The sequence below is a fragment of the Heliomicrobium sulfidophilum genome (genome assembly GCF_057715735.1).
On record NZ_JBVTZZ010000005.1, the window covers coordinates 739,236 to 758,655 of the forward strand.

General features: G+C 58.7%; 16 protein-coding genes and 2 riboswitches. Of the genes, 5 read left to right on the forward strand and 11 right to left on the reverse strand.

The window, feature by feature from the left end; genetic code table 11:
- Positions 1-10: 10 nt before the first annotated feature.
- Positions 11-1,117: an HD-GYP domain-containing protein gene (locus AC0CW1_RS09215; RefSeq protein ID WP_488182774.1), complete on the reverse strand. Its 1,107-nt coding sequence runs from the start codon at positions 1,115-1,117 to the stop codon at positions 11-13.
- A gap of 233 nt (positions 1,118-1,350) precedes the next feature.
- Positions 1,351-1,511: riboswitch (cyclic di-AMP (ydaO/yuaA leader) on the forward strand.
- 12 nt (positions 1,512-1,523) lie between these two features.
- On the opposite strand from AC0CW1_RS09215, the gene AC0CW1_RS09220 reads away from it, so the two are divergent.
- Positions 1,524-1,964 carry a CBS domain-containing protein gene (locus tag AC0CW1_RS09220; protein WP_488182775.1) on the forward strand — a complete coding sequence of 147 codons (441 nt, stop codon included), beginning with the start codon at positions 1,524-1,526 and terminating at the stop codon, positions 1,962-1,964.
- A gap of 113 nt (positions 1,965-2,077) precedes the next feature.
- On the opposite strand, the gene AC0CW1_RS09225 is transcribed toward AC0CW1_RS09220, so the two are convergent.
- Positions 2,078-2,332 (reverse strand): MoaD-like domain-containing protein, encoded by a 255-nt coding sequence (locus AC0CW1_RS09225; protein WP_488182776.1) that lies wholly within the window; start codon positions 2,330-2,332, stop codon positions 2,078-2,080.
- 206 nt (positions 2,333-2,538) lie between these two features.
- On the opposite strand from AC0CW1_RS09225, the gene AC0CW1_RS09230 reads away from it, so the two are divergent.
- The 4 genes from AC0CW1_RS09230 to AC0CW1_RS09245 are packed head-to-tail and all read left to right on the forward strand — an operon-like array spanning position 2,539 to position 6,259.
- Positions 2,539-3,162 carry a sigma-70 family RNA polymerase sigma factor gene (locus AC0CW1_RS09230; RefSeq protein ID WP_488182777.1) on the forward strand — a complete coding sequence of 208 codons (624 nt, stop codon included), beginning with the start codon at positions 2,539-2,541 and terminating at the stop codon, positions 3,160-3,162.
- 4 nt (positions 3,163-3,166) lie between these two features.
- Complete coding sequence (locus tag AC0CW1_RS09235) at positions 3,167-4,294, forward strand: zf-HC2 domain-containing protein (protein ID WP_488182778.1); 1,128 nt, start codon at positions 3,167-3,169, stop codon at positions 4,292-4,294.
- A 36-nt stretch (positions 4,295-4,330) separates the two neighbouring features.
- Complete coding sequence (locus AC0CW1_RS09240; RefSeq protein WP_488182779.1) at positions 4,331-5,383, forward strand: ABC transporter ATP-binding protein; 1,053 nt, start codon at positions 4,331-4,333, stop codon at positions 5,381-5,383.
- 21 nt (positions 5,384-5,404) lie between these two features.
- Positions 5,405-6,259, forward strand: a complete 855-nt coding sequence (locus AC0CW1_RS09245) for an ABC transporter permease subunit (protein ID WP_488184122.1) — start codon at positions 5,405-5,407, stop codon at positions 6,257-6,259.
- A 218-nt stretch (positions 6,260-6,477) separates the two neighbouring features.
- Here the strand turns inward: AC0CW1_RS09245 and AC0CW1_RS09250 are convergent, their stop codons facing one another.
- The 9 genes from AC0CW1_RS09250 to AC0CW1_RS09290 all read right to left on the reverse strand — a co-directional run bounded on the left by AC0CW1_RS09250 (position 6,478) and on the right by AC0CW1_RS09290 (position 19,390).
- The gene (locus AC0CW1_RS09250; RefSeq protein WP_488182780.1) at positions 6,478-8,439 is read right to left on the reverse strand and encodes a [Fe-Fe] hydrogenase large subunit C-terminal domain-containing protein; all 1,962 of its coding nucleotides are present in this window, start codon (positions 8,437-8,439) and stop codon (positions 6,478-6,480) included.
- A 176-nt stretch (positions 8,440-8,615) separates the two neighbouring features.
- A complete protein-coding gene (gene yhbH, locus AC0CW1_RS09255) occupies positions 8,616-9,755 on the reverse strand; it encodes a sporulation protein YhbH (protein ID WP_488182781.1) in 1,140 nt (379 codons plus the stop codon).
- A 12-nt stretch (positions 9,756-9,767) separates the two neighbouring features.
- A complete protein-coding gene (locus AC0CW1_RS09260; RefSeq protein WP_488182782.1) occupies positions 9,768-11,663 on the reverse strand; it encodes a PrkA family serine protein kinase in 1,896 nt (631 codons plus the stop codon).
- 309 nt (positions 11,664-11,972) lie between these two features.
- The gene (locus tag AC0CW1_RS09265; RefSeq protein WP_488182783.1) at positions 11,973-12,836 is read right to left on the reverse strand and encodes a MetQ/NlpA family ABC transporter substrate-binding protein; all 864 of its coding nucleotides are present in this window, start codon (positions 12,834-12,836) and stop codon (positions 11,973-11,975) included.
- Between the two features lie 68 nt (positions 12,837-12,904).
- Positions 12,905-13,558, reverse strand: a complete 654-nt coding sequence (locus tag AC0CW1_RS09270) for a methionine ABC transporter permease (RefSeq protein WP_488182784.1) — start codon at positions 13,556-13,558, stop codon at positions 12,905-12,907.
- Positions 13,551-14,453, reverse strand: a complete 903-nt coding sequence (locus AC0CW1_RS09275; protein WP_488182785.1) for a methionine ABC transporter ATP-binding protein — start codon at positions 14,451-14,453, stop codon at positions 13,551-13,553. The genes AC0CW1_RS09270 and AC0CW1_RS09275 overlap by 8 nt, the downstream gene beginning before the upstream one ends.
- A gap of 130 nt (positions 14,454-14,583) precedes the next feature.
- Positions 14,584-14,691: riboswitch (SAM riboswitch) on the reverse strand.
- A gap of 321 nt (positions 14,692-15,012) precedes the next feature.
- The gene (locus tag AC0CW1_RS09280; protein WP_488182786.1) at positions 15,013-17,064 is read right to left on the reverse strand and encodes a methyl-accepting chemotaxis protein; all 2,052 of its coding nucleotides are present in this window, start codon (positions 17,062-17,064) and stop codon (positions 15,013-15,015) included.
- Between the two features lie 235 nt (positions 17,065-17,299).
- Positions 17,300-18,469 (reverse strand): double-cubane-cluster-containing anaerobic reductase, encoded by a 1,170-nt coding sequence (locus AC0CW1_RS09285; RefSeq protein ID WP_488182787.1) that lies wholly within the window; start codon positions 18,467-18,469, stop codon positions 17,300-17,302.
- 72 nt (positions 18,470-18,541) lie between these two features.
- Complete coding sequence (locus AC0CW1_RS09290; RefSeq protein ID WP_488182788.1) at positions 18,542-19,390, reverse strand: acyl-CoA dehydratase activase; 849 nt, start codon at positions 19,388-19,390, stop codon at positions 18,542-18,544.
- Positions 19,391-19,420: the final 30 nt, after the last annotated feature.

Sequence of the window (19,420 nt, forward strand, 5' to 3'; positions counted from 1 at the left end):
GCACTAACTTTTAGATTTTGCCGAACAAAACTTGCTGAATAAAAACGTCAGTTTTTTCCTTCAAATGAATCAGGTGGGGGCTGACCAATTTGCGCCCGTCTATCGTCTCTGTCACCAGCACCGTCGGCTGCATGGGCGAGTCCTCGTAGAACTGCACCACATAGCCCTCCTCGCCGGTGGAGAGACGCACCCGCGTGTTCAGCATCAGATCGCGGAGCCGGTCGATGAAGACGAAGAGGATGTGCTTGTCGAGGTGGTCCCGGGCGCTGGAACTCATGATGTTGACGGCGTTGATGTGATCAAGCCGCCCCCGGTAGGAACGGTTCGTCGTCAAAGCCGAGTAGACATCGGCGACAGCGACGATGCGGGCAAAGAGGTGGATCTGGGCGTAGCGCAGGCCGTTGGGATAGCCTTTGCCGTTGCACCACTCCTGGTGCTGGAGGATGCAGGCCATCTGCTCCTCGGGCAGGCGGACGCCGCTCTCCTGAAAGACCTTCATCCCCGCCTCGGGGTGGGAGCGGATGAGAGTAAATTCTTCGTCGGTCAGCTTGCCCTGCTTGTTCAGGATCGCGTCGGGGATGTAGATCTTGCCGATGTCGTGAAGGATGGCGCCGACAGCCAGGCTCTCCAACTCCGCTTTCGAGAGGCCCAGGCTCATGCCGATCATCGTGCTGAGCAGGCAGACGTCGACGGAATGATGGAGCGTATAATCATCGGTATCCCACAGTCGCGACAGGCGCAGACCGATCTTCTCATCACGGGCGATGGCAGAGACGATCTCCATCGTGGTGTCGCGAATGGCGTTTTCATTGAAGCCATGTCCCTCGCGCATGTCGAGAAAGACATCGCGCACCGTCTCAATGGACTGTTGGAACAGAACCTGTTCCTGTCCCACTTTTTTCAAAGATTCGTACTGCATCTCCAGGCCGGAAACCTTCGGCTTCTGTCCCGTCAAGATGCCGATCTCTTCCCATTTGAGGATCTGCCGGTAAATCGCGTCGGTGAGCAGCGTACCCTTGGGGATCAACAGCCGCCCGTCGACGGTGAAGACGTCGTCAGCTAGCGTATCCCCGACGGCATACTGTTCGGAGACTTTACCCGATCGCGCCGAAAACAATTACGCCCGCCCCCATTTCAGTCCCATTTTCATTCGATGAATTTTCGACGGCGCCGCCTTATTTTCCTCTGAAATAAAAAACAAAACCTTAACATAAAAACGTTAGCAATCATAAGAGAATTCCCTGCTAACGCCCCCCTGCGCCCGAATCGGGGGTTTTACAAAGGGGGCGAGGCAGTGTATGATTCCTTTGTAAGAACGGTTCCAAGGCGAATCCAGAAAATAGTCTTAATTTTCACAAATCGCTGAGTTCCCGGGCAGGGAAGCGGGGGAACCAACCGTAGCGGATAACACCGCCACTTCTGGGGTGAGTCCTGGGCCTCCGACGCTCAGGTAGGGCAACTCCGCCGCCCGAACCCGACAGCTAACCTCGTAAGCGTCGCTGGAGAAAGGAAGATTACCCGACGTGAACATCGCATTTTTTCTCATCCCGAAAAAAGATGTCATCCACCTCCCCATCCACTCTACCATGCGGCAGGCTGCCGAGAAGATGGAATACCACCGCTACACCGCCGTTCCCCTCATCGACAGCCAGGGCCGTTACGTGGGCACCTTGACCGAAGGCGATCTCCTCTGGAAGCTGAAGAATACGCCTGGATTGAGCTTCGACACCATGCACAAGGTCTCCCTCATCGATGTGCCGCAGCGGATGAACATCAAGCCTGTCCACATCTATGCAGAGATGGAGGAACTGATCTCCCTGGCCAGTGAACAGAACTTTGTCCCTGTCCTTGATGACCGCGGCGTCTTCATCGGTATCGTTCGTCGTCGTGAGATCATTGAATACTGCGCCGGCCTGTTGCAGGCGGGACGGTCGACCGTCCGGGTTGCCGCCAACGGGGGCTGACCGAGAATTCGCCTGCGAGTGATGACAACCCGTGGGATATTAATCAATAAGATAGTCACCTTTATCTGAGATAAACACCCGCGCCGTGAAAGAGAGGCTGCGGGTGTTGCTTTTTACCCTCCCCGCAACGTCTTCAGCCGAAACCTCGCCAAGAAACGCTCAAAGACATCCGGTTCGGCCCGGACGGTCACCACGATCTCGGGCAGGCGGAAGGCGCCGATGGAGACCTTCCGTTCCGCCCCCAAATCAACGCGCCAACCCTCTCCCTCGAAGCGCCCCGGCGACTGCTCCACACCGCCCAGTTCGATCAGGGCTTCTCCCAACTCCTTGCGCGTGATCGAACGCATCCGCATCTCTTTTTCCAGCATGGCCCATCCTCCGTTCCTATGTGATCATCCCAAACCTTTCCGGCTTGTCCGATTGCCCCGCTTCTTGTTATTGTAATCTTTGACGCGAACTCTTGCCAACGAGGTTCCCCTCATTATAAAACACTTTTCCCCGAGCCCCGAAAACCTTCCCTTCAGAAAAACAATGCCTGGCCTGTCACCTTTTCTCCCCCGGCGCCGTCTCTAAGATGGAAACCCAAAAGGGACCGTTGCGCAACGGCTATAAGGGGGCGAAGACCATCGACGGCCATCCCATCGCCATTTCAACTCCGATGTACGGTGAAAATATGGAACAGCGCTTTCAACAACTGTATCGGGAGATGGCGCCCAAGCTGGGCCGCCAGGCCGCCTTCCTTTTGGGGGACCCTGCCGCTGGAGAGGATCTCGTCCAGGAAGCCTTCCTGCGGCTGCATCGAACCGGTCTTGACACGGTGGAGCACCCTGCCGCATGGCTGAGCAAGGTGATCAGCAACCTCTGCTATAGCCACCTGCGCAGCGAAGGGAGCCGCCGGCAGCGCGAGGAAAAGGTCTTTCTCCTAGCCTCTGCTGAGACGGCGGCCACAGCCGCCCTGTCCGCCGAGCAGGTGGTCCTGGAACGGGAGGAGGCGCGCCTCACCCGCCTGGCCTTGGACCGCTTGCAGCCACGAGACCGCCTCGTCCTGCTGCTCAAGTTCTCCGGATTCAGTTACGACGAGATCGCCGTTGCCGCCGAGATCGGTCGCAGTTCCGTGGGAACAGTGCTCATCCGGGCCCGCGAGCGATTCAAAAAAGCCTATGAACTACTCCGCAACCAGCCGCTCAAAGGGGGGTGATCCGATGAACTGCCGTGATCAAGGAACCTGGCAGGCTTATCTGGACAACGAAGTAACCGCTGATGAAAAAGCAGAACTGCAACGCCACCTGGACACCTGCGCCCCTTGTTCCGCCACACTGGCTGAACTGACCGAACTGGAGCAATGGTCCGACCGGCGGGTGACCGCCTACGCCAAGGCGATCGAAACCGAGTCCTCCTTCCCGCCGTCGTCCCTCCCGCCCTTTGAACCCGACAGGCTCCGCTCCCCCCTATCGACAGACAAACGAGGAGGAATCCCGATGACAACGCAATGGAAAAAATGGGTCAGCGCCGCCGCAGCCGCCGCCCTGGTGACAGGCGCCCTGACGGTCGCTCCGGTGCAACAGGCGGTGGCCGATTTCCTGTCCCTCTTCCGGGTGCAGAAACTGCAAATCGTCCAGGTGACGCCGGAACAGATCAACGATATGGCCCAGGCCGTCAAATCGAAGGTTGGCCAGGTGGATCTGCAGCAATTTGGCAAGGTCGAGGTCCTGCAAAAACCGGAAGAGAAACGGGTTTCTCCCGCCAAAGCGGCGGAACTGCTGCCCTTTGCCTTCAAGCAGCCCGACTTCCTGCCTGACGGATTCGACCGTCCCATCGAAGTGTCCCTCTCTTCCGAGGGACGTTCCGAGTTCCGCCTCGATGTGGCCCAAGTCAACAACCTGCTGAAAGGGATGGGGGCGACAACCCTGCTGCCCGACAGCTTGCAGGGCAAAGCCTTCGGCCTGCGCATCCCCGCCGGCGCTCGGAACGCCTTCGTCCACGAGGAAAATCACAGCCGCATCAACCTGAACCAGTTCGCCAGCCCGGAACTGACCGTCCCTGACGGCGTCAATCCCTTCGACCTGCGGGCGGCCCTGCTCGACTTCCCGCTCCTGCCCCAGGACGTGCGCACCCAGTTGGCCGGTATCGAAGACTGGCAGAATACCATGGTCATCCCCGATGTGGACGGATCCGTTGAAAAAGTCGATGTCAACGGCGCCGAGGGCGTCTACGGTGTCAACAAGCGCGGCATCAGCAACCTCTTCTGGCTGGACCAGGGCGTCCTCTACCAGATGAACGGCCCCGTCGACAAGGATACGCTCCTGAAAGTGGCCCGCTCGCTGAAATAACCCTCCCTGGCCGCGACAATGATATGGGGTGAACCTGTGCCCGCCATCGAAACGCTCGCATTGACGAAAACCTATCAAGGTCACGGGGGCTGCCGGGATATTTCCCTGGCCGTCCCCCGCGGCTGCATCTTCGGCCTCCTCGGCCCCAACGGCGCCGGGAAGAGCACCCTCGTCAAGATGCTCGTAGGCCTGCTCAAGCCGACCTCCGGCGAGGCTTACTTGCTGGGCCGCCCCATCAAAGAGGTGGCCGTCCGCAAAAAAATCGGCTTTTTGCCGGAGGTCTTCCGCTACCACGACTGGCTCAGCGGTGAAGAGTTGCTCCGCTTTCACGCCTCCCTCTACGGTCTCTCGGCACGGGAGGCGTCCGATCGCATCCCCGTCGTCCTGGAAACGGTCGGCCTAGGGGAACAGGGACACAAACGGGTGGGCGAGTACAGCAAGGGCATGCAGCAGCGCATCGGCCTCGCCTGCGCCCTCCTGCCAGACCCGGAACTGATCTTCCTCGATGAACCCACATCGGCCCTCGACCCCATCGGTCGCAAGGAGGTCCGGAACCTCCTCGTCCAACTGCGCGCTCAGGGCAAGACGGTCTTTCTCAACAGCCACCTCTTGAGCGAACTGGAGACGGTCTGTGACCGCATCGCCATCATCAAGCAGGGCCGGTTGCTCTTTCAGGGCGACTGGCGCGAGCTGGCCGGGCCGCTGCGGCAGGCGCGGGTCGTCGTTGGCGCCGAAGGCTGCAGCGTCAACCCTGTTGGCGGAGCTGTTAGCGGTAACAATGTCAGCGGTGTTCGCGGCGCCAACGGTAGGGACAGTGCAGGCAGCAACATCGCCGGCAGCGGTGGTTCCCCTGCTGACCTGGCGCAAACGCTCGCCCTCCCCGGCGTCGCCCTGACGCGGGAGACAACGCTGCCCGATGGACCGGACAAGCAGCCCCGCAAAGAGTGGATCTTCACCTGGGCGGAACAGTCGCCCGACATCCCCCGGCTCGTGGAGGCCCTCGTCCGCGCCGGCATTCCCGTCCACGAGGTGGCCCCCCTGACCGGCTCCCTGGAAGAACTCTTTCTCGAAACCATCGCCGACGGTTAGGAGGGATCAGCCCTGTTCGCCATCGCCCGCCTCACCTTCCAGGAGGCGTCAAAAAAACGGATCTTCCTGCTCACCCTCCTGCTCTCGGCCATCTTTCTCGCCCTCTACGGCGCCGCGCTTCACCTGGTCGCCAAGGAATTCGTCAAAATCCAGACGGCCCCTGGCGGAGTACAACTGGTGGCACGCCAAGTCATCGGTCAGCAGATCTTGGGCGCCGGCCTCTACTTCTCTTCCTTTCTCCTGGCGCTGCTGGCCCTATTGGCCAGTGTCGGTTCCATCGCCTCGGAGATCGAAAACGGACTGCTCCAGGCCATCGTTTCAAAGCCCATGCAGCGAAGAGAGATCGTCCTGGGCAAATTTCTCGGCTATGGCACGCTGTTGACGGTCTACGCCTTGCTCCTCTTCGCCGGCATCATGCTCTTGAACAATCATTACAACCATTCCGCCCTCACGGCGCTGAATGCGGCGGGCTTGATCGGTGGCGCCGGCGTCTTCGTCCTCCAGCCGCTGCTGCTCCTGGCCGTGTCCTTGCTCTTCAGCACCCTCTTTCGCACCCTCACCGCCGGGATCATGTCAGTCCTTCTCTACGGTCTCTCCGTCGTCGGCGGTTTCCTCGAACAGATCGGCGGCCTGATCAACCGCAGCGACCTCGTCAACATCGGCATCGGCGTCAGCCTGGTCATCCCCAGCGACACCCTCTTTCGCAAACTGATGAACATGGTCGCCGGCGGCGACACCAACCCGCTCGCCTCCCTGGCGGCAGGCCCCTTCGGCGTCTCCGCGCCGCCGAGCAACCTGATGCTGGCCTATGTGGGGCTTTATATCCTCCTTTCCCTCTGGCTGGCGATCCGGGTTTTTGAAAAGAAAGACCTGTAATTCAAGCTTGCCCTTGCTGAACAAAGGCGGGCTGATGAGTGAGGGATCTTCGAATGGAACACAACAGCGCAACCAATAAATAAGGGGAGGCGATACCTCCCCGGAAACTTCTGCCGGCATCGCCGGCTTTTTTTATGGAATGAATTTTGGAATGATTTTTGTAATGACATTGCCCTGCTCACGTATTATAAGGAGGCGCCGACATCCGTCAGTGAAGATTAGGAAAAAGATTTCCTCCCGCTTTCCTCCCGCATCGACTTCAGCTTGTCGGCTTCGTCGGCCAGTTCCCGCGACTGCCGCTTGAGGATGTTGGCCGTCTCCTCGATAGCGACGGTGATCCGGCGCGATACCTCGAGGGCATTGGCTGTCTTCTGATCGAGTGAACCGGACTCATTGGCGATGGCGCTGATGAACGCTCGGATCCGGTCCGTTCCGGAAGCCGACTGGTGGGCCAGCTTCTTTACCTCGTCGGCCACGACGGCAAAACCGCGACCGCTGTCACCGGCTCGGGCCGCCTCAATGGCCGCGTTGAGGGCCAGCAGGTTCGTCTGAACGGCGATGTTTTGGATCTGATCGATGATTTTCGCCGAGTCTTTGCTAAAGCCGCGGATACGGACCGAGTCCTCTGAAAGCCGGGTCATCTCCTTCACCATCTCCGTAGCGCCCTGAATGATCGATTGAAAGCTATGAGAAAGGTCTTCGTTGGTGGCGCCGATGTGGGCCACCGTTTCGGCCACCTGCCTGTTCAGCCCGATAAGCCGTTCATAGGTCTCCTGGACCCGCACCTTCTCCAATTCATTCTGGCTGGCCAACTGCTCCGCCGCCGCAGCCTCCTGCGTCTTTCGCAACAGGTTCAGTTCGTTCTCCTTGATCAGGTAATACTTACAACTGTCCACCCGGTTTCGCTGGTTAAAAATCGCCCGCATCATGTCGTCACAAGTGCCGTAGCCGCAGCACTGACAGTTGATTTTGCGTTCCTCTTCCGTAGGCTTATGCAGGTTTTCCCAAATCCGTTCCGCCTCTTCCCGCGTCGGTTCAGCAGAACGGCAAAGGGCGGAGCGGTCGCTGTAAAGGCGGGAAAAGTCGAGACCGCTGCGCTCCAGTTCGGCATAGATTTGATCAAAGGGCGCCTTTTCCTTACTGAAAAGGCCGCCTTTTTTTTGCTTATGTTTTTCGATTTGCCCTTTTTTGCGCTCATCCATAAGCCGGTCGACCTGGTAGCGCGTCAGGTGGTGGGTCGTGGCGGGACCGACATTGCAACCGTGGAGGCAGTTGAGGATGTCAACCAGCACGGGCGCCTGGCCGCGCCGGATATCCTCCTTCAGCATGGGGATGTACTCACTGTAGACCTCAGCGGCGCCTTCGACCCGGGGGATGTCGGCTCTTTCCACCGGCACGCCGAAACGTTGAAAGGTTTCCGTCAGTCCGCCCGGCTGGGAGTAGATGACGGCGCGTTCCGCCTCCGGCGAGTCGAAGCCGGACGGTGCCAGCCGGCCGAGGTCGATTCCCTTTTCGGCAAAATAACGTTCCAGCGAGGCGTAGGTGACATTATAGGCGACGACCCCTTTCGTGTTCGGGTCGTGAAACTCGCGCCGCTTGGCCAGGCAGGGGCCGACAAAGGCCAGCTTGAGGCCTCGAAATTCGGGCCGGCCTTTTACCCAGACGGCTGCATCGAGTGCCGGCGAGTGTGTGGGGGCCAGGTAGGGGATCAGATCGGGGTGGTAGGTCTCGATAAAGGTGACGATGGCCGGGCAGGGTTGGGCGATGATCGGTTTGCGCGCCCCCGCTTTCAAGGCCTTCAGGTAGAGATAGGTGGTCAGTTCGGCCCCGAAACTGACATCGATGACCGCCTTCACCCCCATCTGCTTCAAGGCTGTAAGCAACTGCGGGAGCCGTCCCTGATAGTTGACAGCCGCCGCCGGCGCGATCAGCGCGCCGATGGAGACACCTTCTTGCAGGTCGGCGAGAAACTCCGGAAAATCGTCAACACCGGTCCGGGCCTGATGCCCCTTGGCGTTGCAGATGCGGACACATTCCCCGCAGCCGATGCACAGATCGTCGATGATGGAAACCTGGTCCGCTTCGACGACATTGCAAAGCTTGACCGGGCAGGCCTCCAAACAAGCGAGACAGTGGGTGCACTTTTCTTTGTCCACTTGAACCACTTTCGGCAGCGCCAACTTCCCTTCCCCTCCTGATACCCATCTATGGTTTTCTATTCCCTCCCCAAGCACCAATGCAAATAAAAACTCCACCCGCTGGTGGGTGGAGTGGAAGAGGTCGAATAGGCGGAATGGCGATTATTTCTTTGCCTCTTTATTCTAACAAAAAAAGTGGAAATTGGGTAATTGACCGCCTACTTTTCTGTCGGCTTAAAAAAGGTCTTCAACGCCCCATAGACCTCGCTCTTGTCGCGAATCGTCACTGTCGAGAACTTCGAGCTCTGGACCTTCCGGAAGGCGTTCATTAACGTACTGGAAAAATGAGACCGGACGATTTCGCCGTAACCGAACTGGTTGCACTTGCCCAACAACTCGTTGACCAGGCGGACGCACTGTTCGTTGTCGGTGGAGAGGTTGTCGCCGTCAGAGAAGTGGAAGGCGTAGATGTTGTAGTCCTGGGGCGGGAAGCGCTTGTCGATGATCTCGTTGGCCAGTTGGTAGGCCGAGGAGCAGCGCGTTCCGCCCGATTCGCCTTTGGTGAAGAACTCCTCCTCGGTGACCTCCTTCGCCTCTGTGTGGTGGGCGACGAAGACGATCTGGACAGCGTGGTACTTGCTGCGCAGAAATCGGGTCATCCAGAAGAAAAAGGTGCGGGCGATGTACTTTTCAAAGTTGCCCATCGAGCCGGAGGTGTCCATCATGGCCAGCACGACAGCGTTGGAGTGGCGCTCATGGTGGACCTCCCAGGTCTTGTAGCGGAGATCTTCCGGCAGGACAGGGAAAAAGCCGGGGGTACCCTTCAATGCGTTTCGCTTGAACGCCTCGATCAGAGTGCGCTTGCGGTCGATGTTGCCTTGGAGCCCTTTTTTGCGAATGTCGGTGAAACGGTAGGACTCGGTCTCCAATTCCGGGGCGGCTTTATCCTCCATGTTGGGCAGGTTGAGATCGGTAAAAAGGATGTCTTCCAGTTCGTCGACGTCGACTTCCGCCTCAAAGTAGTCCACGCCTGGCTCGGCGCCGGCGCCGCCGTTGCCTTGCCCTGACGCCGGCTGCAGTTCCCGGCCGAGGACATCACCCACCTTGCTGCCGCCGTTGCCCTGGCCGACATGCTTCTGCTTGTTATGGTCGTAGCGGATGCGATACTCCTCCAAGGAGCGGATGGGCACCTTCACCGTCTTTTGGCCGTCGTTGAGGATCAGCGCTTCTTCGCTGATGATCTGGGGGAGGTTTTTCTTGATCGCCTCGCGCACCTTTTCCTGGTGCCGGGTCTGGTCGATGAAGCCCTTGCGGTGGAGCGACCAGTCCTCTCGGCTGATGGAGAAATCGCCGGACATTCCGACCACCTCCTAGCGGTTGAGGAGGGAGCCGGTGTAGCGCAGCAGTTCGTTGGCGCAGACGTGGCAGTAGCCGTGATCCTCGATCAGGCGGGCCGTCACTTCGTTCATGCGCTTCAACTGCTCGGCGTTGGGCGTGCGGCTGGAGGTGGTGATCTTGACGACATCCTTCAAGTCGGCGAAGAGTTTCTTCTCAATGGCCTCTTTGAGCCGCTCATGAGAGGTGTAGTCGAAGCTCTTGCCCTTGCGGGCGTAGGTGGAGAGGCGGATGAGGATCTCTTCACGGAAGGCTTTCTTAGCATTTTCGCTGATGCCGATCTGCTCTTCAATGGAGCGCATGAGCTTCTCATCGGGATCCATCTCCTCGTCGGTGATGGGATCCCTCAGCTTCGTGCCGTTGCAGAAGGCCTCCACGTTGTCGAGGTAGTTGTTCAGCATGGTCCGGGCCGACTCTTCGTAGGCGTAGACGAAGGCCTTCTGGACCTCTTTTTTGGCGATATCGTCAAACTCTTTGCGCGCGATCGCGATGTAGTTGAGCAGGCGGTCTCGCTCCTCCTTGGAGATGGAGGGGTGCTGGTCAAGGCCGTCTTTGATGGCGCGCAGCACGTCGAGGGCGTTGATGCAGACCGTGTCTTTGCGAATGAGAGCCGACGAGAGGCGGTTGATGACATAGCGCGGGTCGGCACCGCTCATGCCCTCATCAAGGGCTTCGTTTTGCAGTTCGACGAGGTCTTTTTGCTTAAACCCTTCCACGTCCTCGCCGTCGTAAAGTCGCATCTTCTTCACGAGGTCCATGCCCTGTTTCTTCGATTCCTTCAGCCGAGACAGGACAGAGAAAATGGCGGCTGCCCGCAAGGCATGAGGCGCAATATGGATGTGGCGCAGGTCGGACTGGGAGATCAATTTTTCATAGATGCGGACCTCGTCGCTCACCTTCAGGTTGTAGGGCACCCGGACGACGATCATCCGCGAGATGAGGGCCTCGTTTTTCTTGTTCGATACGAAGGCCTTGTATTCGCTCTCGTTCGTGTGGGCGCAGATCAGTTCGTCGGCGGAGATGAGGGCGAATCGGCCGGCCTTGAAGTTGCCCTCCTGAGAGAGAGACAGCAGGTTCCAAAGGAATTTTTCGTCCGCTTTTAACATTTCCTGGAATTCCATCATTCCCCTGTTGGCCTTGTTCAGTTCCCCGTCAAAGCGGTACGCCCGGGGATCCGATTCTGAGCCGTACTCGGAGATGGTGGAGAAGTCGATGGAGCCGGTGAGGTCGGCGATGTCCTGGCTTTTGGGGTCGGAGGGGCTGAAGGTGCCGACGCCGACGCGGTTTTCTTCGGAGAAGAAGATCCGTTCGACAGGCACATCCTCAATACGACCGTTCCACTCCGTCTCCAGGCGCATGCGACAATGCGGGCAGAGGCTGCCTTCGATGTAGACATTGTACTCTCGTTGAAAATCCTCCCGTAGTTCTTTCGGGATCAGGTGGAGAGGCTCTTCATGCATGGGGCACCCCTTGATGGCGTAGAGGGCGCCCAGTTCGGTGCGGCTGAACCGCTCCAGGCCCCGCTTGAGCATCATGACAATGGTCGATTTGCCGCCTGAGACGGGACCCATGAGCAGGAGGATTCGCTTGCGGACCTCGGTGCGGCGGGCGGAGGAATGAAAGTACTCTTCAACGAGCGTCTCCAGCGTTTTGTCCAATCCAAACATCTCGTGGGAGAAAAACTTGTAGCGCTTGACGCCGTTGATCTCCTCCACTCCCTCCGAGACGATCATGTTGTAGATTCGGGAGTGGGCCAGTTGGGTGATGAAGGGCCGCTCCTTCACCAAATGGAGATAATCCCGGAAAGTACCTTCCCAGGCTAACTCTCTCTCCCGCTGCCGGTAGTTTTCCAATTTATTGAGAAACTCCAAATCGCTCCCCCCTGTTCTTATCCGAAGGCATGGCCAATTTCTTCCTGTATGCCGCGCCATTTGCCCCTTCACCGTTTCGGTAGCGTAGTTGGCTGGATGGTTACTTCTACCTTATGCGGGGTAGGGTGGATCAAACACAGGGGTTGTCTGAAAATACGAACGGTTCAGCCGGTAGGACGGAGCATTTAAAGGGTGTTATTCGAAAAATTTATTGGCTGTTACATCGCGCAACTTGCCACGGCGGTGATGTTTTCCGGGTCCTGGGCGGCGACGTGGCGTAACCGTCTGGGTCAAATCGAGGACAGATTTTTAAAAGGCGGGGACGACGGCCCCTTTGTACTTCTCATCGATGAACTTCTTCACTTCCGGGCTGGTGAGCGCCTTGACCAGCTTCTGGATCGCTTCGTTGTTCTCGTTGCCCTTTTTGACGACGACGATGTTCACATAGGGGGAATCCTTGCCTTCCATCGTGAGAGCGTCTTTGAGGGGGTTGAGACCGGCGCCGAGGGCGAAGTTGGTGTTGATGACGGCAATGTCGGCGTCATCGAGCACTTTGGGCAGCATGGCCGCTTCCAGTTCGGTAATGGTCAGATCCTTCGAGTTTTCTTTGATGTCTTTTGTCGTCGCCTTCACGCCGGCGTTGGGGTCCAGTTTGATGAGGCCGGCCGATTGGAGAAGCAGCAGAGCGCGTCCGCCATTGGTCGGATCGTTCGGGATGGCGACTTTGGCCTTTTCCTTCAGGTCGGCGAGGTTCTTCACTTGCTTAGAGTAAATGCCCATGGGCTCCACGTGAACGCCGGCGGCTGTCTTCAGGTCCAGCTTATGTTCGGCGGCGAAGGTGTCCAGGTAGGGCTTGTGCTGAAAGAAGTTGGCTTCCAGTTCGCCGTCAGCGAGGGCGAGGTTGGGCTGCACATAGTCGTTGAACTCGACGATCTTCAGTTCGATGCCCTCTTTGGCCAGGAGGTCTTGGGCGAGCTTGGCGATCTCAGCATGGGGCACGGGGGAGACGCCGAAGCGGATCGTTTTCGAGGCTGCCGGCTGTCCGCCAGTGCTTCCGGAACTGTTCGCCCCGGATGTGGCGCCGCAACCGGCTGCGCCGAGGGCGGCGACGGAGAGCACCAGGAGGCCGCCGATGAGGCGGGTGATTTTTTTCTGCAGCAGTTGGTTGAACATATTGTCACGACTCCTTATTTGTTTATTGCTGTGATATTGGTTGCGTTTCTCGTCTTTTTTGTCAGCGTTTATACCAGCCCGCGGCGCTTGCGGATCCGCCCGGTGAGCCAGTCGCCGAGGCTCTGAAAGATTTGCACCATGGCCACCAGTACTACGACCGTCACCCAGGTCACATCGCCGTTGTTGCGCATATAGCCTTCTCGGATCGCCAAATCGCCCAAACCACCTCCTCCCACCGCGCCGGCCATGGCCGAATAGCCGATCAAGGTGACAAAGGTGATGATGATCCCCAGCAGCAGGCCGGGGAGCGCTTCCGGCAGGAGCACCTTGCCGATAATTTGTCCCGGTGTCGCCCCCATGGCGCGGGCCGCTTCGATGATGCCCTTGTCGACCTCTTTGAGGGAGGCTTCGATGATGCGGGCTACAAAGGGGATGGCGGCGACGGTGAGGGGGACGATGGCAGCCTGGGTGCCGATGCGGCTGCCCACGAGCAACTTGGTCAGGGGCAGGATGGCCACCAGCAGGATGATGAAGGGGATGGAACGGAAAATGTTGACGGCGATAGCGAGGAAGCCGTTGACGAGCCGGTTGGGCAGAACGCCGCCCTTTTCCGTGACGACCAGGAGGATGCCCAAGGGAATGCCGAGGAGCGTCGAAAGACCTGTCGCCGCGATGACCATGTAGAAGGTCTCCCAGGTCGCCAGTAGGTATGCCTCATTCACGGTCGATCACCTCCACCTTTACATCGCGGGAGCGAATATAAGCAAGCGCCTCGTCGACCTTGACCGCTTCGCCGGTCAGTTCCAGCAGCAGCGTGCCGCAGGGTGTCTCGCGGACGGTGTCGATGTTCCCGAAGAGGATGTTGGCGTCGTCTCCCCCTTCCCGGGCGCCCCGGACGAATTCCTTGACGACAGGAGAACGGGGGTTGGTGAAGACCTCGCGCACCGGGCCGGCCTCGATGATCCTGCCGCCTTCGATGAAGGCCACCTCGTCGCAGATCTCCTGGATGACCTGCATCTCATGGGTGATCAGGACGACGGTCAGGTGGAAGCGCCGGTTGATGTCGGCGATCAGGCGCAGGATAGACTTAGTCGTCTGGGGATCGAGGGCCGAAGTGGCCTCGTCGCAGAGCAGGATCTTCGGGTGGTTGGCCAGCGCCCTGGCGATACCGACGCGTTGCTTCTGCCCGCCGCTCAGATGGGCCACATAGGTGTCTTCCTTGTCTTCCAGCCCGACGAGGGGCAGCAACTCCTTCACCCGCGCCCGGATCTGCCCTTTGTCCATGCCGGCGATCTCCAGCGGGAAGGCGATGTTCTCGCCGACGGTGCGGGAGGTGAGCAAGTTGAAGTGCTGAAAGATCATGCCGATCTGCTGGCGGAGCGCGCGCAGGCGGCCATCGTCAAAGCGGGTGATGTCCTCGCCGGCGATGATGACGCTGCCCTCGCTGGGCCGCTCCAGCATGTTGATCGTGCGAATGAGGGTGCTCTTGCCGGCGCCGCTCGGCCCGATGATGCCGTAGATCTTCCCCTTAGGGATGGTGAGGTTGATCCCGTCGATGGCTGTGAAGGGGCCCCCGGCGGTGGGAAAGACTTTTTTCAGGTTGCGGATTTCGATCATGGGTTTCTCCTCGTTTCAGTGATGTGAAAAAACTTCGGTAACATGAAAAACCTCGGTGACACGAGAAAAATGATAGAACAAAACAAAAAACCTCTTCGACAAGAAGAGGTTTTGCGCACGCTTATTCCCCTCCTTATCTCCCAGGATGCGTCGCATCCCGCAGGAATTGGCACCGTGTTATTCATAACCGGTTGCCGGGCGTCATCGGGCCAGTCCCTCAGCCATCTCTTGATAAGAAGTCCCTATTTGGTTGTCACGCGCTTGAGTATAACAAGCACAAACTTTGCTTGTCAATCTGTTTTTTCTCCTCCTCGCCTGTCCCAGGGGGAGTCGGTCTCGTCACGCCGGTGCGCCGCGCCACCTCATCGACAGCCCGGGTGATTACCGATGTCACCTCTGCCGACAACTCCGCCTCGGGTACGAGGCTTGCCAGGGAGACGATGTCCGTCCCGTGCCGGTCGTGAAAGACAGGGATGTCAAGGATTTCAGACAGCCGCTGCTCGATCTCGAAGCACTTCGGCGCAGAAATGGAGGCCTTGTCTAGCCTGACAAGGGCGCTCTAGGGGTCAAGGCGAAATTGTTTGGCTTTTTCTTGGAGCGATTGCGAGGACTGGCTGAGCTGGCTGCTGCGTTCGGCCATTTCCTCAGCCACAGCCGCCTGCTCCTGCGTAGAGGCAGCCAGTTGTTGCGAAAGGGCCGAAAACTCGCCGGCCACCCCTTCAATCACCCCGGCCGACGCATTCATCGCTTTCACGGAGGCAGAGATCAAACTGACGGCTTCCTGCATCTGACGAACGCTGCCCTCTGTGCGCATGGCCGAACCGATGACCTGCTCCAACGCTGCGGCCCCTTGCCGGATCAGGCCCACCTGCTCGCCGATCGAAGTCACGTTGGCGTTCATCAAATCGACCGTGCCCGAGGTCTCCTGCTGCATGTTGCTGACAAGGCTCGTGATTTGAGCCGCTGCTCGGGCCGATTCCTCGGCCAGCTTGCGCACTTCATCGGCGACGATGTGGAAACCGCGCCCATGCTCGCCGGCTCTCGCCGCTTCAATGGCAGCGTTCAAGGCGAGCAGATTCGTCTGCTCGGCAATGTCGGTGATGGAGGTGGTGATCACCCCAATTTCCTCGGATAGCCCGTTGAGCCGGCGAATCGCCGCCGTGCTGGCGTCGACGGACTGACTGACGCCTTGGAGGTGCTGGGACGCTTTTTCGATGGTGTCGTGGCACTGGGCTGCTGCCGCCGTCGATTGGCGGGCATCCTGCGCCAAGGTCTGTGAGGCCGCTTCCCCCTCATGGACATGCAATTCGCTGGCTCGCACATGGTCGCGAAAACGGGCGACCTCCGCCACCTGTTTGCCGGCGCCTTCCGCCAACCCTCCGACAGCTTCGGCGAGTTGTGTCGCCGCCTCACCCACCTGGTTGGCCGATTCGGTCAGGTGACAGGACGATTCGTCCAGTTGTTTTGACTCTGCCATCACCTGGCTGACGATGCCGCGCAGGTTGACAGTCATTGTGGCGAAAGACTGGGCCAACTGGCCAAACTCGTCTTGAGAAACAACTTCGTTTTTCGCCACCGACAAATCGCCCTGGGCAACGCGTTCTGCCTGTTCTTTCAGGTGTCGCAGCGGACGGGCCACACGTCGCTCGATCAGCAGATACATCAGTAGGGCAAAGAGGGCTACGGCCAGCAGGAAAATGGAGAGGTTCGTCCAGAGCAACCGTTTCGCCGGCGCATTGACTTCCGCTTCCGGAATGGCGGACACAAGCTTCATCCCTGTGTTGCCGATCGGCACAAAAACGGCATGCTGGGCCACCCCGTTTATCGTCAGGTAAGCCAACCCGACTTCTTTGGCTTCCACAACCTGTTTTCCAAACTGCTGCAACCGGGGATCCTGCTCATCGAGGATTTTATCTTTTAGGTTCTTACTCTCATCGGAGTGGGCTAGGTAAAAGCCCTGCTGGGTTATTATAAATGCGCGGCCTTCCTGGCCGACGCGAATCTGCCGCACCGCTTCAGTCAGTTCCTTCAAGCCAATATCGACAGTAGTCACCCCGATCCTCTTCCCTGCCAAACGGATAGGATGACTGGCGGTAATCATGGGAACACCTGTCACCGTGTCCACATAGGGCTCGCTCCAGACGGCTCCGCCGGGGCTGTTCATGCCGTCTTTATACCAGTCGTATTGATGATAATCAAACTCAGCGTTGCTATAGTCCCAAGTCAGTTTAATCTCATTGCCCTCTTTATAGAGGTAGGGGCCGAAGTACGTGCCTTTCTCCGGATAGGCGCCTGGTTCTAGCCAAAATCCTGCGCCGACACTCATGGGCAGGCTCCTCAGGTGTTCCCGAGCCATGTTCAACAAGCTCTCACTATGTTGGGGACCTAAAGCGCCCACATCGTTGGCGATGGTTTGGCTCATAGCGCCGGTGATGGCGATTTGCGACTCCAACCGGGCCGCCTCCATCTCCGTCTGCAAACGCATGCGCGACAGCGCTGATGCATCGACGTTATCCTTGGTGTACATAAAACTGATAGCTGTTTGAACGGCAAAAATCGCCACGGTAAGCAAGAGGGTAAACCCCACTAACAATGACTTGATACTTTTCATCGCCACTCACCCTTTCCAATTGTGATTGTAATTACAATTACGACGCTTACCATGGTATTCCCTTTTCCTCAAGTGAAGGCTTAATGGAAACTTAAAATTTCGATAGCACATCTAGCACATACATTAAACTTTTTATTTGACTTGTTTTTTTGAAAAATAAAAAAACCGCAATTCCTCCCAACAGCAGTTGGAAAGGGAATTGCGGTTTTACTTTCCCCTCGGAGTAGTCGCGCCTTTACACCCCGCCGAGCATCTCCAGGTAGGCTTGCACCCGCGTGCGGATCTGCTGGCTGTCGCCTTCCGAGTAGTCTGTCTCAATGTGTAGGACGGGGATATGGCGCTGCTCCCGCAGGTAGTCGCGGACCATGCGCGATTCTACGTTGTAGGTATGGCAGCCCTGCCAGGTGATGTCGACGACGCCGTCGGCCTTGTACTCGTCGACGAGGCGGACGAGCAGGTCCAGGCGATCCGTGTTAGGGCTCATGCAGGAACAAGGGGTGGCCAAATACTTCTCGCCGATCGCTTCGAGGGGCGGTTTTGTCTCATCGACGGTGACGAGGAACTGCTTCATGCCGGCGCAGTTCTCCAGGAAGACGACGGCGGCACCCGATTCTTCGATGATGCGGATGACCTTCTCTGTGCCGACACCGGTGGGGACGCCGGTGACGATGATCCGCTTGGCCCCCTGGGCGGCGGCGCCGACGCCTTGGGCGATCCGCTCGTCCAGCTCGGCCATCAGTTCCTCCACCCGTTCGGCAAAGGCGGCGCGATCAAAGCAGAAGTTTCTCGACCAGAGCACCTTCAGCAGGTCTTGACCGGAGAGAGGAACGGGGTCGTGCTTGAGGTAGCCGGCGAGGCGCTGCATGAGCTGACGCTCGGCATTCAGTTCCCTGATCGCTTCCGCCAGGGCCTCGTCGGTGATGGTCGTCTGGAAGAACTCCTCCAGGGCGCCTTTGGCTCGCTCCATCTCAGCCATCCAGTAGTTGCGGTCAGCCTCGCTCTTGCTCCCTGCCGGGAGACTCATGACGTGCATAGGTTTGAACTTGCCCATCAGTTCGAACATCTTCTTCTTGCCGTCACAGGTCGTCTCGCCCATGACCAGGTCCGAATGGAGGAAAAAGGGGCACTTGTCGGTGATGGCAAAGCCGTAGGAAGATTTGATCAGGGGACAGAAGTTGCGGGGCAGCACCTTTTCGCCATCAGCGATGGGTTCTTCCTTGGTGGCGCAAAGGGCGACCGGGACGGCTCCGGCCGCCATGGCCAACTCCTGAGGCGCAAAGACACAGTAGTGGCCCATCACCTTTTTGCCTTGTTGCTTTTGCTCCACGATCGAGCCGGCCGCCTTGGGGATGGCCACATCAAAAAAGGCCATGGCGTAGGGGCGTTCTTCGGCGATTACGGTCATGGTGGATCTCTCCTCTTCTCTGTATTCATATCTCATTCATTTCGCTTCAATTGCACTTCTCTTGCGCAGTATTCAGCTTTGTCTTCCGCCGGCCGCCTTTTCCCGGGCGATCAGGGCGGCGCCGATGGCGCCGGCGAAGGGCGACTGCTCGTTCACTTCCACCGGACAGCCCATTTCCTTTTCCAAAGCTGCGCGGACTCCGCCATTGCGGGCCACGCCGCCGGTAAACAGGACCGGCCCAGATGAACCGAGGCGGGCCACCATGGCCGACACGCGGCGGGCCACCGACTGGTGCAGACCAGCGATGATCGCCCGCCGGTCGACACCCTGGTTGAGCAACCCGATAACTTCCGATTCGGCGAAAACGGTGCACATGGCGTTGATCGGCTGGGCCTCAAATCCCCCTTGCCCCAACGCCAAGGCGCCCATCTCGGCCACCTCCATCCCTAGAGCATGGGCCATGACCGCCAAAAAGCGGCCTGTCCCGGCGGCGCATTTATCATTCATGACAAAATCAATGACACGACCAGTGGATCCGACCAGAATCCCCTTGGCATCCTGGCCACCGATATCGATGACGAGCGACACGCCAGGGCGGAGGTGCCACGCTCCCCGGGCATGGCAGGCGATCTCCGTGACCGCCGAGTCGAGGAAGGGCAGATTGACCCGCCCGTACCCAGTGCCGCAGATATGGGCGACATCCTCCTTTTTTCTCCCCCAGGCTGTTAATGCCTCCTGGAGCAATTCCCGAGCCGTCTCGCCGGGACTCCAGCCGGAGGGGCGCTGCCAAAAACCGCAGCGTTGTCCATCATCGAGGACCACCTTGACCGCCGTTGAGCCAGCGTCGATGCCGGCCACAAGGCAGAACGCGCCGCCGGCCGTTCCCGCTGTCAGCGCGGTGATTGTGTCTTTGTTATCCAACGTGACCCACCTTTGTTGCTGGACTTAAGC

Bases quoted from the DNA above. Each gene is read 5' to 3' on its own strand.
- yhbH (WP_488182781.1), bottom strand. From the start codon at position 9,755: ATGTCCGGCGATTTCTCCATCAGCCGAGAGGACTGGTCGCTCCACCGC.
- AC0CW1_RS09230 (WP_488182777.1), top strand. From the start codon at position 2,539: ATGGAAACCCAAAAGGGACCGTTGCGCAACGGCTATAAGGGGGCGAAG.
- AC0CW1_RS09275 (WP_488182785.1), bottom strand. From the start codon at position 14,453: ATGATCGAAATCCGCAACCTGAAAAAAGTCTTTCCCACCGCCGGGGGC.
- AC0CW1_RS09235 (WP_488182778.1), top strand. From the start codon at position 3,167: ATGAACTGCCGTGATCAAGGAACCTGGCAGGCTTATCTGGACAACGAA.
- AC0CW1_RS09225 (WP_488182776.1), bottom strand. From the start codon at position 2,332: ATGCTGGAAAAAGAGATGCGGATGCGTTCGATCACGCGCAAGGAGTTG.
- AC0CW1_RS09285 (WP_488182787.1), bottom strand. From the start codon at position 18,469: ATGACCGTAATCGCCGAAGAACGCCCCTACGCCATGGCCTTTTTTGAT.
- AC0CW1_RS09280 (WP_488182786.1), bottom strand. From the start codon at position 17,064: ATGAAAAGTATCAAGTCATTGTTAGTGGGGTTTACCCTCTTGCTTACC.
- AC0CW1_RS09265 (WP_488182783.1), bottom strand. From the start codon at position 12,836: ATGTTCAACCAACTGCTGCAGAAAAAAATCACCCGCCTCATCGGCGGC.